Genomic DNA, 14,255 nt, shown 5'->3' with positions numbered 1-14,255 from the left:
TCGTGGACCTGTTCCTCTTCACCGTGGACGGCGCCTGGGGCCGGGACGTCGTCTCGGCGGGCGCCGCCGGCATCGTCGTCGACTGGGAGCGCCGCGGGAAGCACCGGCGGCAGGCCGGCGAGGGCACCCAGATCAACGCCGACACGGTCGAGGACCTGGCCCGGATGCGCGCGGCCACCGACGGCCGGCTGCTGTGCCGCGTGAACGCCGCCGGCCCGTGGACCGCGCGCGAGGTGGCCGACGCGGTCGCGGCGGGCGCCGACGAGGTGCTGCTGCCGATGGTGCGGACCCCCGAGGAGGTCGACCGCGTCCTGGACCTGGTCGCCGGCCGGTGCGGGCTCGGCATCCTGGTCGAGACGCAGGACGCCGTCGCCCGGGCCGGCGAGCTGGCCTCCCGCCCGCTGTCCCGGGTCTACGTCGGCCTCAACGACCTCCGCATCGACCGCCGGTCGCGCGAGCTGTTCCGGCCGCTGGTCGACGGCACCGTCGAGGAGGTCCGCGCCGCCGTGACGGTGCCGTTCGGCGTCGGCGGGCTGACCCTGCCCGGCGGCGGCTTCCCCGTGCCCGGGACGCTGCTGGCCGCCGAGCTCGTCCGGCTGCGCACGGACTTCACCTTCCTGCGGCGCTCGTTCACCGCGGACATGGCCGGGCGGGATCCCTTCGTCGAGGTCCCGCGGCTGCTCGCGGCGCTGGCGGAGCTGTCCGCGGCCGACCCCGGGACCACGGCCGAGCGGCGGGCGCGGTTCGTCGCCGCCGTCGAGGCCGCCGCGCCCGAGGTGGTGCACGTCGGCGTGCCGGCGTGAGCGGCCGGGCGCTGGTCACCGGCGCCGGCGGCTTCGTCGGCCGTCACCTGGTGGCACGGCTGCGGGCGGACGGCTGGCACGTCACCGGGCTGACCCGCGCCGACGTCGACCTCGCCGACCCGGTGGCCGGGACCGCGGCGGTGCGCGCGGCCGACCCCGACGTCGTCTTCTCCCTGGCCGCCGGCCGCGCCAAGGCGACCCCGGCCGAGCGCGCGGCGACGGTGGCGGTCAACACCAGCCCCTGGCTGGTCGACGCCCTGCCGGAGCGCTGCCGTGCGGTCGTCCGGCTCGGCTCGTCGACGGAGTACGCGGCCGGGCCGCGGCCGCTGGACGAGGACGCCCCGCTGCGGCCCCGCGGGTTCTTCGGCGCCACCAAGGCGGCGGGCTCGCTGCTGCTGCAGGCCGCGGCGGGCGAGCGCGGCGTGCGCGCGGCGGTCCTGCGCGCCTTCCAGGTCTACGGGCCGGGGGACCACCCCACCCGGCTGGTGCCGGTCGTCCTCGCCGCCGCCCGCACCGGGGCGACGGTGCCGCTGCCCGCCTCCGTCAGCCGGCGGGACTGGGTGTGGGTGGGCGACGTGGTCGACGCGTGCGTGCGGGCGGCGCTCGCCGACGACCTCCCGCCGGGGACGGTGCTCAACGTCGGCACGGGCGTGCAGACCGGCGTGGAGGAGCTGGTCGCGGCCGCGTCCCGGGTCACCGGCCGGCCGATCGCGACCGCCCCCGGCGCCCACCCCGGCCGGGACTGGGACACCGCCGACTGGGTGTGCGACCCCCGCGCCGCGCGCGAGCGCCTCGGCTGGTCGCCGACGGTGGACCTGGCGGAGGGGCTGGCCCGCACCTGGGCGGCCGAGCCGCGGTGAGCGGACGCCGGGTCGCCGTCGTCGCCCCCGTGTACGGCAACGAGGCCACGCTGCGCCCGCTCGCCGCCCGGCTCGCCGCGGCGCTCGACGGGCGCGACTGGCGCCTGCGGCTGGTGGTCGACGCCTCGCCCGACGCCAGCCTGGCGGTCGCGCGGGAGGTCGCGGCGGGCGAACCGCGGGTGGCCGTCACCGCGCTGGAGGTCAATGTCGGCCAGCACCGCGCGCTCGCGACGGGGCTGGCGGCCGAGGACGCCGACGCGTGGGTGTGCCTCGACGCCGACCTGCAGGACCCACCCGAGGCGGTGCCGCTGCTGCTGGACCGGCTCGCCCAGGGCGACGTCGGCGCGGTCTTCGCCGGCCGGCGGGGCCGCTACGAGTCGCCGGTGCGCCGGCTGACCGGGGAGCTGCACCGGCGGGTGGCCGCCCGCCTCACCGGCCTGCCGCCCGACGCGGGGGCCTTCCTAGCGATGGGCCCGGCAGTGCGGTCGGCCGTCGTCGGTCTCGTGCTGGACGGCGGCGCCCCCAGCGTCGTGCTCGCCGTCGGCCGCGCCGGCGTCCGGTCGGCGAGCGTGCCGGTGACGCGGGACCGCCGGCCGGCGGGCTCCTCGGCGTGGACGGCCCGGGCGCGGCTGCGGCAGTCGGCGCGGTCGCTGGCGTGGGCGGTCCGCGCGCGCTGACTCACCGCGTCCAGAGCTGGAGGACCAGGTCGGTCTTCGACGCCGGGAAGGCGTACTCGGCGGTGAGCGAGAGGCCGGCCTCGGTGAGCACCGCGTCGTCGTCGGTGGGGACCGGCTCGCCGTCGACCAGGCGGCGGACCAGCCAGACGCGGTCGGCGTCCGCGGGAGCGTCGTCGGGCGGCAGGACGACGTCGGCGCGCAGGCGCGGGCCCAGCGTGCGGACGAAGTGGTCGAGCCCCATGGCCGACCGCTGGTCGGCGGCGACGACCGGCTCGCCGGGACGCTGCTCCCGCAGCAGCAGGGCGACGACGTCGTCGGAGCGCTCCCGCGGCTCCCGCACCGCCAGCGGGGCGCTCGCCACGAGCGAGAGGCCCACCAGGGCGGCGGCCGTCGCCGACCGCGCGCCCCGGGGCAGTGCGGTCACCCCCACCGCGGCGAGCACACCGAGCCCGACGAGCCCGGCCAGCAGGTACCGGGGGTGGTAGACGGGGCGGACCAGCTCGGCCGCGAGCAGGAGCAGCAGGGGCACCAGCACCCAGCAGGCGCCGACCACCCGCGCCCCGGCGCCACGCACGGCGCCGACGACGGCGAGACCGACCGTCAGGTACAGCAGCGGCGTGCGGCCCCCAGCCCAGGCCTCGACGGCGAGGTCGGCCAGCGTGCCGCCGGTGTCGCGCAGGTGCTCGGCGTTGCGGGCGCCGGTGCCGTTGAGCAGGTTGACGCCGACCAGGCCGGCGGCCGGGAGGGCCGCGAGGCCGCCGACGACCGCGACCCGGACGGCGCCGCGGCCGCGCAGCAGCAGCGCCGCGACGACGAACGCGGCCAGCACGGTGACGGCGTACCAGTGCGCCAGGCCCGTGCCCGCGCCGGCGAGGCCGAACAGCAGGAGGCCGCGGCCGTCCTGTAGCCAGCGGACGAGGCCCAGGAGCGCCGCACCGGTCGCGAGCACCACCAGGCCGTAGCTGCGCGCCTCCACGGCCTGCTCGAGCAGGAGCGGGGCGGTGGCGGGGACCACGCCCGCGAGCACGCCGGCGGCCCGGCCGGCCAGCCGGGTGACCGCCCGGGTCACCAGCGCGAGACCGCCCGCGGTGGCCAGCACCGACAGGACCCGCAGGGAGGTGTCGCCGCCGACCCCGGGCAGGGCCATCCAGGCGTGCACGACCAGGTAGTACGGCGCGTTGTAGGAGGGCGGGACGTCGGCGAGGTAGCTGGTGACGCCCTCGCCGGTCGCGACGGCGCGCAGGATCTCCGCGAGCGGGCGGCGGGCGACCTCGGAGGTGAACGCCTCATCGAACCAGAGCCCGTGGCCCGGCGCCAGCAGGACCGCGCACAGCAGGGCCAGCACGGCCGGCGGGAGCAGCTCGACCGGCGACCAGCGCGGCGGCCCGGGCCTCGTGGCCGGGGCCTCCCGTTCCGCCGTCGCCGCCACGGGGCTGCAGCGTAGGCGAGCACGAGGACCCCGACGTCGCGGACGCCGTCCGCGCGGCGCTCGGCCGACCGGCATCGCGGGACGGGTGGACCCCGGTGGCCCGTCCCGGGGTCGGGAGCGGGCCACCGGGGTCCAGCGGTGAGGCGTGGGCCTCACTCGTCGTCGGCGCCCCCGCGGGCCCGCTGCACGATCGGGCTGCCGATCCACAGCCATCCCAGCAGCACGGCCACCAGGCCGCCGGTGACCAGCGCCTGGGGGAGGGCGAAGAGGAAGTCGACCACCAGCACCACCGCCGCGACGATCGCGATCGCGAGCACGCACAGGCCGAGGAAGGCGAACCGGTTGCTGCGGCGCAGCAGGTCCTCCTTGTCGTGCTGGCGGAACAGTGCCCGGTGCTGCGCGGCCGGCGCGATGAGCAGCGCGGTGGCCACGACGACGGCCACCAGCGTCACGAAGTAGACGTCGCGCTGGAAGTCCGTGGCCCGCTCGGTCGCCTGCTGGAACGGCACGACGAGCAGGAACGCGAAGAGGAACTGCACGCCCGGCAGCGCCACCCGCAGCTCGTTGAGCAACTCCATCAGCTCCCGGTCGATCCGCTCGGCCCGGCTCTCGTCCCGCCCGTCGTCCCCCCGACGGTCGTCGCGACCGTCGCGCTGCGCGGGGACCGGCCGCGTGCCGCGCCGTGCCCGCTGTCCCGATCCCGTGGTGGCCATCGTCGGCTCCTCCTGCCGTCCGTGAGCGGGTCCGGTGACCCGCCCCGATCCGGTCCGTATGCCCACCCGCAACCCGTGTGTCACCTGCCGTCCACCTACCGGGGTGCCGGCGGGGTAGGGGAGCGGCATGACCTCGATGTGGGAACCGATGACGCCGGAGCTGGGCGACGGCCAGGACGGCGGGATCCCCGCCGCCGACCCGGGAGCCGGTGCGCCGCCGCCCGCGGAGGGCTTCGGGGTGGGTGGCGAGGAGCCCGACCACCCCGAGGAGGCGGCGGAGGCCTCCCCGGTGGCCGACGGGCCGGACACCGCCTTCCGGACGCCGGACCCGGCCGACGTCCGCCGCGACCCCGCCGGCTGAGGCCGGGCGGTCTCGTACCGTCGGGGGCGTGGACCTGCACGTGCTGCCTCCCCGGACGACCGCCGAACTCGACGCGATGCGCGCCGCCGGACGCGCGGTGGCGCTGTCGCTCGCGGCCGTCCGGGCGGCGGCGCGGCCGGGCATGAAGCTGCGCGAGCTCGACGACCTCGCCAAGACGACGATGTACGAGGCCGGCGCGACGTCGTCGTTCCTCGGCTACAAGCCGGCCTGGGCGCCCACGGCCTACAACGGCGTCACCTGCCTGTCGCCCAACGAGGTCGTCGTGCACGGCCGGCCCAGCGGGCAGCGGCTCAAGGACGGCGACCTGCTCAGCATCGACTGCGGCGCGATCGTCGACGGCTGGAACGGCGACGCGGCGATCACCGTGCAGGTGGGGGACGCCGAGCGCCCCGACGACGCCCGCCTGGTCACCGCCACCGAGGAGGCGCTCGCCGCGGGGATCGCCGCCGCCGTCCCCGGCGCCACCCTGCTCGACGTCGCGACCGCGATCGACGCCGTCGCCCGGCGCTACGGCTTCGCGCACCTGCCCGACCACGGCGGGCACGGCATCGGCCGGGCGATGCACGAGCCGCCGTTCGTGCCCAACCGGCCGGCGACCGGGCTGGACCGGGTGCGGCTGCACGCCGGCAGCACGCTGGCGATCGAGCCGATGCTGCTGGCCGGCGGCGAGCGCTACCGGCACAAGAAGGACGGCTGGGCGGTGGTCACCGCCGACGGCGCCCGGGCGGCGCACGTCGAGCACACGGTGGCGGTCACCGACGACGGACCGGTGGTCCTGACCGTCGCCTGAGCGGCCGGTCCCCGCGTTCAGTCCCGGCGACGCCGGCGGGTGAGCGCCCGCCGCACCGCCCGCACCTGCGCCTGCGCCAGCGGCGGGGGCGCCCAGGTCGCCGACGGTGGCTGCAGCGCGGCGGCCAGTTCCACCCGCAGCAGGTCCACGGCGTCGAGCAGCGTGCCGTGCTGCGCCCACGCGGCCGCGTCGTGCGCGGGGTCGACCAGCAGGGCGTCGGCGAGCCGGGCGCGCAGGTCGAGCATCGCCGACAGCCGCCCGGCGTCGACGCCGGTGGGCACCGCGCTGCCGTCGGCCACCGCGCCGGCCTCGCGCAGCGTCCGCGCGACGGTGCGCAGGACGTCGGCCAGCGCCGCCCGGGCCGCCGGCGTCCAGGCGCGGTCGGCCTCGTCCTCGGGCACGAAGTAGGTGCGGTCCAGCAGCACCCGGGTGAGCGTGCGCAGCGTGACGTGCACGCGCTCGAGGGCGGTGAGCGTGTTGCGCAGCCGCGGGCGTGCCTCGCGGGCGGACCGGCCGCGCGGGTTGAGGCGGGCGCTCTCCTCGGTGCGGGCGAGGTGCCGGTCGGCCCGGGCGACCTCGGTCCCCACCCCGCGGGCGCGGTCGAGCAGGTCGTCGGCGAGGCGGCGCGACCACGGCCCGGCGAGTGCGGCCGCGAGGTCCTCGGACAGGGCGGCCATGCGCCCGGCGAGCTCGGCGATCGCCTCCCCGGCGGGCTGCACGTACAGCGGGGGAGCGACGAGCAGGTTGACCAGCACCCCGACGCCCGCGCCGATGAGCGTCTCGGTGATGCGGCCGAGCGCCGCGGTCTCGGCGCCGCCCACGGCCAGCACGAGCATCGCGCTGATCGGCACCTCGGCGAGGTGCGGCCCGAGGCGCAGCAGCCGGCCGACGACGAGCGACAGCCCGACGACGAGGCCGAGGCTCCACCAGGTCAGGCCGACCACGGAGGCGAACAGCACCGCGATGAGCACCCCGGAGGTCACGCTGGCGACCCGCTCCCAGCCGGTGGCCAGCGTCTCGTAGAGGGTGAGCTGGACGACCAGCAGCGCGGTCAGCGGCGCGAGGATCGGGGAGCTGGTGGTGTCCAGCCAGGTGGCCACCTGGAAGGCGACGACCGCGGCCAGCACGGTCTTCGCGGTGCGCAGCCCGGGCGTGCGGCCGCGCCGCACCAGCCGGGTCGGCCGCTGCGGTGCCGGTCGGGGCGGAGGAGTGCTCACGGGCGGGGTCCGGGAGGGGACGGACGCACACCGGCCGCCGTCCGCGGGTGCGGACGGCGGCCGGTGGAGGGCGCCGGGGTCAGCCGAGGCCGAGGGCGCTCGTCGCCCGGTCGACCAGGTCGAAGTGCCCGACCGCCCAGAACACCGCCCCCGCGGCCGCGAGCCCGCCGACGGTGATCGCCGCGGAGCTGACCGGGTGCTGCCTCGCGTGCCGCCAGGCGGCCACCGCCTTGCGGCGGAACGCGGCGAAGAACCGCCGCGCTCAGTCGAACTCCGTCGACCACACCCACAGGCCGACGAGCACCGGCGGGATGGTCAGCGGCCCGGGCAGCACGGTGAGCGCCAGGCCGAGCAGCACGAACAGCAGCCCGACGACGAAGACGCCGACCCGCCACGCGAGGTGCAGCCCCGGGTTGGCCCGGATCCGCCCGCGCCACGAGTCCGGCGGGACCGGCGCCGGGGCGCCGAGCCCGTCGGTGCAGTCGGGGCACCGGGTGGCGCCGGGCCCCTCGGGGCCGTGCTCGCCGTGTGGGTCGACGGCGCGGTTGCCGGAGAAGGTGACGCTGCGGGCCTGGGTCACGGTGCCTTCCGGGTGGTGCGGAGGAGCGGGAGGTCAGCGGCGGACGCCGGAGATGACCTCGCTGGCGCGCTGCTGCTCACCGGCGTAGGAGCTCACCCAGACCAGGGCGCCGGTCAGGGCGGGGATGACCCACTGCAGCGTGTCGAGCTGCTCCTGCGCGGCGGCGACCTCGGCCTTGGTGCGCTTGGTCGGCTTGGTGCCCGACTTCGACGACGGGTTGTCCTGGCTGTTGACGACCATGCCGAGCGAGCGGCTGTAGGCGGTGGCGCCGAGCGCGGCGGCGGTCAGCAGCGTCTTCGCGGCGGACATGCTCGCCACGCCCTGCTGCTGGGCGACGCGGCCGCGGTTGCCGATCAGCTGGCCGACACTGCCGACCAGGTGCGCCCCGATGGCGACGGCGTTGACCGGCGTCCACCGGTTCCAGCCCTCGTTGGCGACCCGGCCGGTGTCCTTGCCGGCCTCGCCCGCGGCGGCGTTGAGCGCGACGGCGTTGGCGAGCGTGCCGCCGAACCAGGCCGACAGGCCGAGGTCGTGCAGCGCGCGGGACAGGGTGTTGCGGGCCATGGCAGGACTCCAGGGGCTCGGGGGTGGGGTTCGTGACGCGAGTCCCGGACCTACCCGTTCCGACCCCTGCCATGCCCCCGGGAGTGTCCGACGTGTGCGTTCCGGTGGCGCGCGACCGGAACGCGCAGGTCAGCCCCCGTACCGGAGCGCGGCGCGGGCCCGCGCCCGGGCCGCCTCGACCTCGCGGTCCTTCGGCGGCGCGGAGGTCACGAGGGCGTCGAGCAGCCGCGCCGAGGCGGCGGCCACCTCGGCGACGGCACGGTCGAAGGCGTCGGCGTTGGCCCGCGACGGCTTCGCCGAACCGCTGATCTTGCGCACGTACTGCAGGGCCGCGGCGTGCACCTCGTCCTCGGTGGCCGGAGGCTCGAAGTTCGACAGCGGGCGGATGTTGCGGCACATGCCCGGCAGCGTATGGCCGCCGGACGATGCTCCGTCCCGTCTCCCGCGCGCGGGAGACGGGACGGGACCCGGCCCCTCAGAAGCCGGCGCGGTCCACCCGGCGGTGGTAGCGGGTACCGAGCGCGCCGCCGAGCAGCGCGCCCACCAGCGTGGCCACCAGGATCGCGGCCAGCGTGACCAGGCCGGCGGTGGTCGCCGTGCCCTCGTCGACGGGGATGCGCGGCAGGTCGAGCTGCTGCAGCACGTTGTACTGCGCCCCGAGCACGGCGCCCGCGACGGCGAGCAGCAGCACGACGAGCAGCCCGACCAGCCACACCGCCAGGCCCTGGCGGGGCCCGTCGAAGCGGGCCATCCGCCCGGCCACGTAGCCCCCGGCGAGGTAGGCGAGGAACAGCACCACGACGACGGCGACCGCGCCGCCGAGGCCGATGCCCGCGGCCTGCTCGGTGGCCTCGTCGACGCTGTCGAGACCCTGTGCGAGGCCGAGGCCCACGCCGGCCGCCGACACCAGCGCGACCAGCAGCACCGCCAGGCCGTTGGCCGACAGCCAGCCGAAGAACGCCGCCCCCCACTTGATCCCGCCGAAGCGGTCGCGCTGGGCGGCGACGGCGTCGCGCGCCGCTCCGCGGGTGACGTGCGACCCCTCGCCGGTCGCCGTCGTGCCCGCCCCGTGCCCGGTACCGTCGGTGCTCGCCATCGGACCTCCCCGTCCCGTGCCCATACTCGACTCGTCGTGCTCCTGACCTGCGGATACCCCGCGGACGACCACCGCGAACCGGCTCACCCGATCGGGGGCACGTGACCGTCCTGCTCGTCGACGCGGCCAACGTCGTCGGCGCCCGTCCCGACGGCTGGTGGCGGGACCGGGCCGGCGCGACGGAACGGCTCCTGACCCGGCTGGCCCGCGCCGGGCTCCCGTTCGAGATCGGGGAGGTCGGGGTCGAGGAGGTGGTGGTCGTCGTCGAGGGGGCCGCGCGCGGGGTGCCGGCACCCGACGGCGTCCGGCTGGTGCGGGCGCCCGGCAGCGGCGACGACGCCCTCGCCGCGGAGGCCGCCGCGCTGGCCGTCGCCGGCCGCCGGGTGCTCGCGGTGACCGCCGACCGGGGGCTGCGCGCCCGGGTGCCGGAGGGGACGGAGGTCACCGGCCCGGGCCGGCTGCTCGCGGTGCTCGATCGCATGGCGGGCAACGGAGCCGGGTAGGCCGCCCGGGACCCCCGAGCCGAGGAGCGCCCCCGCATGTCCCAGTCCGTGCTCATCACCGGTGCCTCCAGCGGCATCGGCCGCGCCACCGCCCGCCTGTTCGCCCAGCGGGGCGCGTCGCTGGTGCTGCTGGCCCGCGGCCGCGAGGCGCTGGAGGAGACCGCCGCCGAGGTGCGCGCGGCCGGCGCCGCCGACGTCGTCGTCTGCCCGGCCGACGTGCTCGACGAGGACGCGCTGCGCACCGCCGTCGACGGAGCCGTGCGCCGGTTCGGCAGCCTCGACGTCGTCGTCCACTCCGCGCAGGTGGTCGCCTACGGGAAGGTCGAGGAGGTGCCCAAGGAGGTCTTCGAGCGGGTCGTGGACACCGCGCTGCACGGCACGGCGAACCTGGCCCGGGTGGTGCTGCCGCAGTTCCGCCGCCAGGGCGAGGGCCACCTGGTCATCGTGAGCTCGCTGCTCGCGTCGGTGGCCACCCCGCTCATGGGCAGCTACATCACCGCCAAGTGGGGTCAGCTCGGGATGATCCGGGTGCTGCAGCAGGAGACCCGCGACGTCCCGGGCATCCACGTCTCCGCGGTGGCGCCCGGCGGTGTCAACACCCCCATCTACTCGCAGGCCGGCAGCTACATCGGCCTCAAGGGCCGCCCGCCGATCCCGATCTACTCGCCGGAGCGGGTGGCCCGCTCGATCGTCGCCCGGCTCGACCGGCCGCGCCGGCTGATCCAGTCCGGCTTCGCCAACCCCGTCGTCATCCTCGGGTTCCGGCTGTTCCCGGCCGTCTACGACGCCCTCGTCGGCCCGCTGCTGCGGGTCTTCGCCCTCGCCGACGACCAGCGGACCCAGCCCACGCCGGGCAACGTCCTCGAGTCGAAGCCCGCCGGGAACGCCGAGAAGGGGCGCTGGCACGGCATCCCCTGAGTCGGCGGCGTGAACGGTCTGTTGCCGCCGGCGCAGGCCGTTGACCCGGGCGTTCCCGCGGGTCGAGGCTGGCGCCCTCCGCCGCCCGGCGGGGCCGACCGCGGGAGCGCCCATGACCGCCGAACCCACCGCCCGTCCCACGCCCTCGCGGGCCGGGCACCACGCCGGGGTGGAGGCCGAGCGCGTCGACGCCGGCTACCTCGACAAGCGGAGGCTGCGCACCGGCACGGCGGGCTGGCTGCTGCTCGCCGGCCTCGGCGTCTCGGCCGTCATCTCCGGTGACTACGCCGGCTGGAACTTCGGCCTGGCCGAGGGCGGGTTCGGCGGCCTGCTCATCGCCACCGTCCTCATGGCGGTCATGTACACCGCGATGGTGTTCGGCCTGGCCGAGCTCGGCTCCGCGCTGCCGACCGCCGGCGGCGGCTACACCTTCGCGCGCCGCGCCCTGGGCCCGTGGGGCGGCTACGCCACCGGCGTCGCCGTGCTCATCGAGTACGCCATCGCGCCCGCGGCCATCGCCACCTTCATCGGCGCCTACGTCGAGTCGCTCGGCCTGTTCGGCATCACCGACGGCTGGTGGGTCTACCTCGCCGTGTACGCGCTGTTCATCGGCATCCACCTCATGGGCGTCGGCGAGGCGCTCAAGGCGATGTTCGCCGTCACCGTCGTCGCGCTCGCGGGCCTGGTGGTGTTCCTCGTCGGCGCCGTGCCGCAGTTCGACGTCGGGAACCTCCTCGACATCACGCCCACCGATGCGGCCGGGGCGTCGTCGTTCCTGCCCTACGGCCTGCTCGGCATCTGGGCGGCTTTCCCCTTCGCCATCTGGTTCTTCCTCGCCGTGGAGAGCGTGCCGCTGGCCGCCGAGGAGGCCCGCGACCCCGCCCGCTCGATGCCGCGCGGCATCGTCGCGGCGATGGGCGTGCTCGTCCTCCTCGCCGTCCTCATGCTCGTCTTCACCCCCGGCGCGGCCGGCTCGGCGGCGATCGCGGGGTCGGGGAACCCGCCGGTCGACGCGCTCGCCGGCGCCGGCGTCTCCGACGGCCTCACGCGGGTGGTCAACTACGCCGGCCTGTTCGGCCTGGTCGCGAGCTTCTTCTCGATCATCTACGCCTACTCGCGGCAGACCTTCGCGCTGTCGCGCGCCGGCTACCTGCCGCGGGCGCTGTCGGTGACCAACGCCCGCAAGGCCCCGGTGCTCGCGCTGCTCGTGCCCGGCGCGATCGGCTTCGCCCTCTCGCTGACCGGCCAGGGCGCGATGCTGCTCAACATGGCCGTCTTCGGGGCCACGGTCTCCTACGTGCTCATGATGGTCAGCCACATCGTGCTGCGCCGCCGCGAGCCGTCCCTGCCGCGGCCCTACCGCACCCCGGGCGGCACGCTCACCACCGGCGTCGCACTGGTGCTCGCGGCCGCGGCCGTCGTCGCCACCTTCCTCGTCGACCGGGAGGCGGCGCTGTGGACGCTCGCCGCCTACGTCGTCTTCCTCGCCTGGTTCGCCCTCTACAGCCGCCACCACCTGGTGGCCTCCGCGCCGGAGGAGGAGTTCGAGCTGCTCGCCGAGGCCGAGGACGACGTCCGGTGAGACGCACCGCGACGCTGGGCGGGCACACCTACGAGTTCCCGACCCTGGTCGAGCTGATGGCCAAGGCCACCCCGCCGCGCTCCGGTGACGTGCTCGCCGGCTGCGCGGCGGGGTCGGCCGCCGAGCGGGTGGCCGCCCAGACGCTGCTCGCCGACCTGCCGCTGGCCACTTTCCTCGACGAGCAGGTGGTCGGCTACGACGAGGACGACGTCACCCGGCTCATCCTGGACACCTACGACGCCGCCGCCTTCGCGCCGGTGGCCTCGCTGACGGTGGGCGAGTTCCGCGACCGGCTGCTGGCCTGGACGGCGGCCGGCGACGAGGCGGCGATCTCCGCGCTGGCGCCCGGGCTGACGCCGGAGATGGTGGCCGCGACGTCGAAGCTGATGCGCAACGCCGACCTGGTCGCCGTCGGCCGCCGGACCCGGGTGGTGACGGCGCTGCGCAGCACCATCGGCCTGCCCGGGCGGCTGGCGTCGCGGCTGCAGCCCAACCACCCCACCGACGACCCGGTCGGCGTCACGGCCTCGATCCTCGACGGGCTGCTGCACGGGTCGGGCGACGCCGTCATCGGGATCAACCCGGCCACCGACTCGCCGGCCCGCACGGTGGCGCTGCTCGAGCTGGTCGACGCGGTGATCACCCGCTACGAGATCCCGACGCAGTCGTGCGTGCTGGCGCACGTGACCACCACGCTGCGGGCGCTCGAGCAGGGGGCGCCGGTGGACCTCGTGTTCCAGTCGGTGGCCGGTACGCAGGGCGCCAACCGCGGGTTCGGCGTCACCCTCGACCTGCTCGCCGAGGCGCGCGCCGGGGCGCTGGAGCTCGGGCGGGGGACGGTCGGCGACAACGTCACCTACTTCGAGACCGGGCAGGGGTCGGCGCTGTCGGCCGGGGCGCACCTCGGCATCGGCGGGCGGCCGGTCGACCAGCAGACGCTGGAGGCGCGCGCCTATGCCGTCGCCCGGCACTTCGAGCCGCTGCTGGTCAACACCGTCGTCGGGTTCATCGGCCCCGAGTACCTCTACGACGGCAAGCAGGTGCTGCGCGCGGGACTGGAGGACCACTTCTGCGGCAAGCTGCTCGGCCTGCCCATGGGCGTCGACGTCTGCTACACGAACCACGCCGAGGTCGACGAGGACGACACCGACTCGCTGATGCTGCTGCTCGGCGCGGCCGGCTGCTCGTTCCTCATCGCCGTGCCCGGCGCCGACGACGTGATGCTGCACTACCAGTCGCTGGCCTTCTCCGACGTGCTCACCGCCCGCTCGGTGCTGGGGCTGCGGCCGGCGCCGGAGTTCGAGGCGTGGCTGGCGCGCATGGACCTGCTCGACGATGGCGGCCGGGTGCGCGAGCTGGCCCCCGACGCGCCGGCGGCCCGGGCGCTGCTCGCGGCGGCGTCGTCGTGACCGCGCCCGAGCGGGTCGGGGACGACCCGTGGGCGGTGCTGCGGTCGGCCACCCGGGCGCGGGTCGCGCTCGGGCGGGCCGGCGACGCGCTGCCCACCTCCCGGGAGCTGGAGTTCCGCGCCGCCCACGCCGCCGCCCGCGACGCCGTGCACTCACCGCTCGATGTCGGCGCGCTGCGAGCCGCGCTCGGCGGCGAGGTGCTGACCGTGGCGTCGGCCGCGCCCGACCGGGCCACCTACCTGCAGCGCCCCGACCTCGGCCGCGTGCCCGCGGAGGGGACGGCGCTGCCGCGCACCGGCGCCGACCTCGCGCTCGTGCTCGCGGACGGGCTCAGCCCGCGCGCGGTGCAGGAGCACGGCCCCGGCCTGGTGGCGGCGCTGCGCGAGCGGCTCGGCGGCTGGTCGCTGGCGCCGCCGGTGGTGGCCACCCAGGCGCGGGTGGCGCTCGGCGACGCGGTGGGGGAGGCGCTCGGCGTCCGCGCGGTGCTCGTGCTGGTCGGCGAGCGGCCGGGGCTGTCGTCGGCGGACTCCCTCGGCGTCTACCTGACCTGGGACCCGCGGCCGGGACGCGCGGACTCCGAGCGCAACTGCGTGTCCAACGTGCGGCCGCCGCACGGGCTGTCCTACGCGCAGGCCGCCGACACGGTGGCCGCGCTGCTGTCGGCCGCCCGCGAGCTGGGAGCGTCGGGCGTCGCGCTCAAGGACGAGGGCCCGGCGCTCCCGTCCGGCGCGG

At 77.0% G+C, this 14,255-nt stretch carries 18 protein-coding genes; 10 read left to right on the top strand and 8 right to left on the bottom strand.

Annotation, left to right across the window (positions count from 1 at the left end; genetic code table 11):
* Nucleotides 1-2: 2 nt before the first annotated feature.
* The 3 genes from WA616_RS15150 to WA616_RS15140 are packed head-to-tail and all read left to right on the top strand — an operon-like array spanning nucleotide 3 to nucleotide 2,340.
* The gene (locus WA616_RS15150; RefSeq protein ID WP_336031067.1) at nucleotides 3-803 is read left to right on the top strand and encodes an aldolase/citrate lyase family protein; all 801 of its coding nucleotides are present in this window, start codon (nucleotides 3-5) and stop codon (nucleotides 801-803) included.
* Nucleotides 800-1,663, top strand: coding sequence for an NAD-dependent epimerase/dehydratase family protein (locus WA616_RS15145; RefSeq protein WP_336031066.1), 864 nt, complete (start codon nucleotides 800-802; stop codon nucleotides 1,661-1,663). The genes WA616_RS15150 and WA616_RS15145 overlap by 4 nt, the downstream gene beginning before the upstream one ends.
* Nucleotides 1,660-2,340, top strand: a complete 681-nt coding sequence (locus WA616_RS15140; RefSeq protein ID WP_336031064.1) for a glycosyltransferase — start codon at nucleotides 1,660-1,662, stop codon at nucleotides 2,338-2,340. Before WA616_RS15145 ends, WA616_RS15140 begins: the two co-directional genes overlap by 4 nt.
* A 1-nt stretch (nucleotide 2,341) precedes the next feature.
* Here WA616_RS15140 and WA616_RS15135 read toward each other — a convergent pair whose 3' ends face one another.
* Together WA616_RS15135 and WA616_RS15130 are read right to left on the bottom strand one after the other, a co-directional pair.
* Nucleotides 2,342-3,769, bottom strand: a complete 1,428-nt coding sequence (locus tag WA616_RS15135) for a glycosyltransferase family 39 protein (RefSeq protein WP_336031063.1) — start codon at nucleotides 3,767-3,769, stop codon at nucleotides 2,342-2,344.
* 152 nt (nucleotides 3,770-3,921) lie between these two features.
* Nucleotides 3,922-4,482: a DUF6328 family protein gene (locus WA616_RS15130; protein ID WP_336031061.1), complete on the bottom strand. Its 561-nt coding sequence runs from the start codon at nucleotides 4,480-4,482 to the stop codon at nucleotides 3,922-3,924.
* 127 nt (nucleotides 4,483-4,609) lie between these two features.
* Between WA616_RS15130 and WA616_RS15125 the strand changes: the two genes are divergently transcribed.
* Nucleotides 4,610-4,843 carry a hypothetical protein gene (locus WA616_RS15125; RefSeq protein ID WP_336031059.1) on the top strand — a complete coding sequence of 78 codons (234 nt, stop codon included), beginning with the start codon at nucleotides 4,610-4,612 and terminating at the stop codon, nucleotides 4,841-4,843.
* 28 nt (nucleotides 4,844-4,871) lie between these two features.
* Nucleotides 4,872-5,654, top strand: a complete 783-nt coding sequence (map, locus tag WA616_RS15120) for a type I methionyl aminopeptidase (protein WP_336031058.1) — start codon at nucleotides 4,872-4,874, stop codon at nucleotides 5,652-5,654.
* A gap of 17 nt (nucleotides 5,655-5,671) precedes the next feature.
* Here map and WA616_RS15115 read toward each other — a convergent pair whose 3' ends face one another.
* From WA616_RS15115 to WA616_RS15090, 6 genes are all read right to left on the bottom strand, one after another.
* Nucleotides 5,672-6,871 carry an FUSC family protein gene (locus WA616_RS15115; RefSeq protein ID WP_336031056.1) on the bottom strand — a complete coding sequence of 400 codons (1,200 nt, stop codon included), beginning with the start codon at nucleotides 6,869-6,871 and terminating at the stop codon, nucleotides 5,672-5,674.
* Between the two features lie 79 nt (nucleotides 6,872-6,950).
* Complete coding sequence (locus tag WA616_RS15110; protein WP_336031055.1) at nucleotides 6,951-7,097, bottom strand: hypothetical protein; 147 nt, start codon at nucleotides 7,095-7,097, stop codon at nucleotides 6,951-6,953.
* 36 nt (nucleotides 7,098-7,133) lie between these two features.
* On the bottom strand, nucleotides 7,134-7,451 hold the full coding sequence (locus WA616_RS15105; protein WP_336031053.1) for a hypothetical protein: 318 nt from the start codon (nucleotides 7,449-7,451) through the stop codon (nucleotides 7,134-7,136).
* Nucleotides 7,452-7,484: 33 nt separating this feature from the next.
* Nucleotides 7,485-8,015, bottom strand: coding sequence for a hypothetical protein (locus WA616_RS15100; RefSeq protein ID WP_073420410.1), 531 nt, complete (start codon nucleotides 8,013-8,015; stop codon nucleotides 7,485-7,487).
* Between the two features lie 129 nt (nucleotides 8,016-8,144).
* On the bottom strand, nucleotides 8,145-8,414 hold the full coding sequence (locus tag WA616_RS15095) for a DUF2277 domain-containing protein (RefSeq protein ID WP_073420409.1): 270 nt from the start codon (nucleotides 8,412-8,414) through the stop codon (nucleotides 8,145-8,147).
* A 76-nt stretch (nucleotides 8,415-8,490) separates the two neighbouring features.
* Entirely contained in the window at nucleotides 8,491-9,111 is a 621-nt protein-coding gene (locus tag WA616_RS15090; RefSeq protein ID WP_336031051.1) for a hypothetical protein, read from the bottom strand.
* Nucleotides 9,112-9,212: 101 nt separating this feature from the next.
* On the opposite strand from WA616_RS15090, the gene WA616_RS15085 reads away from it, so the two are divergent.
* From WA616_RS15085 to eutC, 5 genes are all read left to right on the top strand, one after another.
* Nucleotides 9,213-9,614: a hypothetical protein gene (locus tag WA616_RS15085; protein WP_336031050.1), complete on the top strand. Its 402-nt coding sequence runs from the start codon at nucleotides 9,213-9,215 to the stop codon at nucleotides 9,612-9,614.
* Nucleotides 9,615-9,650: 36 nt separating this feature from the next.
* Nucleotides 9,651-10,532: an SDR family NAD(P)-dependent oxidoreductase gene (locus tag WA616_RS15080; protein WP_336031048.1), complete on the top strand. Its 882-nt coding sequence runs from the start codon at nucleotides 9,651-9,653 to the stop codon at nucleotides 10,530-10,532.
* 112 nt (nucleotides 10,533-10,644) lie between these two features.
* Entirely contained in the window at nucleotides 10,645-12,114 is a 1,470-nt protein-coding gene (gene eat / locus WA616_RS15075; protein WP_336031046.1) for an ethanolamine permease, read from the top strand.
* Nucleotides 12,111-13,523, top strand: coding sequence for an ethanolamine ammonia-lyase subunit EutB (locus WA616_RS15070; protein WP_336031044.1), 1,413 nt, complete (start codon nucleotides 12,111-12,113; stop codon nucleotides 13,521-13,523). Before eat ends, WA616_RS15070 begins: the two co-directional genes overlap by 4 nt.
* Nucleotides 13,520-14,255, top strand: a 736-nt coding sequence (eutC, locus tag WA616_RS15065) for an ethanolamine ammonia-lyase subunit EutC (protein WP_336031041.1), incomplete at its 3' end; no start/stop codon positions are given. The genes WA616_RS15070 and eutC, both read left to right, overlap by 4 nt.

Origin of the sequence: Geodermatophilus sp. FMUSA9-8 (assembly GCF_037034165.1) — a bacterium.
Lineage (GTDB): Bacteria > Actinomycetota > Actinomycetes > Mycobacteriales > Geodermatophilaceae > Geodermatophilus > Geodermatophilus nigrescens.
The sequence above is the reverse complement of the archived record's forward strand: the minus strand, read 5'-3'. Positions and strand labels throughout refer to the sequence as shown.

Bases quoted from the DNA above. Each gene is read 5' to 3' on its own strand.
- WA616_RS15130 (WP_336031061.1), bottom strand. From the start codon at position 4,482: ATGGCCACCACGGGATCGGGACAGCGGGCACGGCGCGGCACGCGGCCG.
- WA616_RS15125 (WP_336031059.1), top strand. From the start codon at position 4,610: ATGACCTCGATGTGGGAACCGATGACGCCGGAGCTGGGCGACGGCCAG.
- WA616_RS15100 (WP_073420410.1), bottom strand. From the start codon at position 8,015: ATGGCCCGCAACACCCTGTCCCGCGCGCTGCACGACCTCGGCCTGTCG.
- WA616_RS15095 (WP_073420409.1), bottom strand. From the start codon at position 8,414: ATGTGCCGCAACATCCGCCCGCTGTCGAACTTCGAGCCTCCGGCCACC.
- WA616_RS15090 (WP_336031051.1), bottom strand. From the start codon at position 9,111: ATGGCGAGCACCGACGGTACCGGGCACGGGGCGGGCACGACGGCGACC.
- WA616_RS15080 (WP_336031048.1), top strand. From the start codon at position 9,651: ATGTCCCAGTCCGTGCTCATCACCGGTGCCTCCAGCGGCATCGGCCGC.
- eat (WP_336031046.1), top strand. From the start codon at position 10,645: ATGACCGCCGAACCCACCGCCCGTCCCACGCCCTCGCGGGCCGGGCAC.